This window comes from Adlercreutzia equolifaciens, assembly GCF_029076695.1.
Lineage (GTDB): Bacteria > Actinomycetota > Coriobacteriia > Coriobacteriales > Eggerthellaceae > Adlercreutzia > Adlercreutzia equolifaciens_A.
Map to the genome: position 1 here is coordinate 1 of NZ_JARFIK010000266.1, position 316 is coordinate 316.

Here is a 316-nt window from a genome sequence, read left to right on the forward strand (position 1 = left end):
CCAGCGTCACCGCCAGGAAGCTGGCGGTCAGATCCAGCACCGCCGTGGCGTGGTCGATGAAGGCGTACACCGAGGCCAGAGCGAAAAACACGCTGAGACCACCGCACAGCCACGTGAACACCAGGATGAGCACTTCTTTGGCCCGGGCCGGAGAATGACGGTACGTGACCACCAGGTAGATCATGGCCGCCACCAGCGCCAGAAGCAGGGCAAGCGGCACCACGCGCGAAAGACGAGCGAGCAGTCCCATGGCGTCCTCCTTCTTTTAGTCCTCGGTGTCTCCCGTAATGCTGTTGCTATTCTAGCGGCTTTTCTC

1 pseudogene is annotated in these 316 nt (G+C 61.4%); it reads right to left on the bottom strand.

What is annotated here, in order from left to right:
• Positions 1-250, bottom strand: a pseudogene (locus tag PZH32_RS12350) (guanylate cyclase); the annotation flags it as partial.
• Between the last annotated feature and the right edge of the window lie 66 nt (positions 251-316).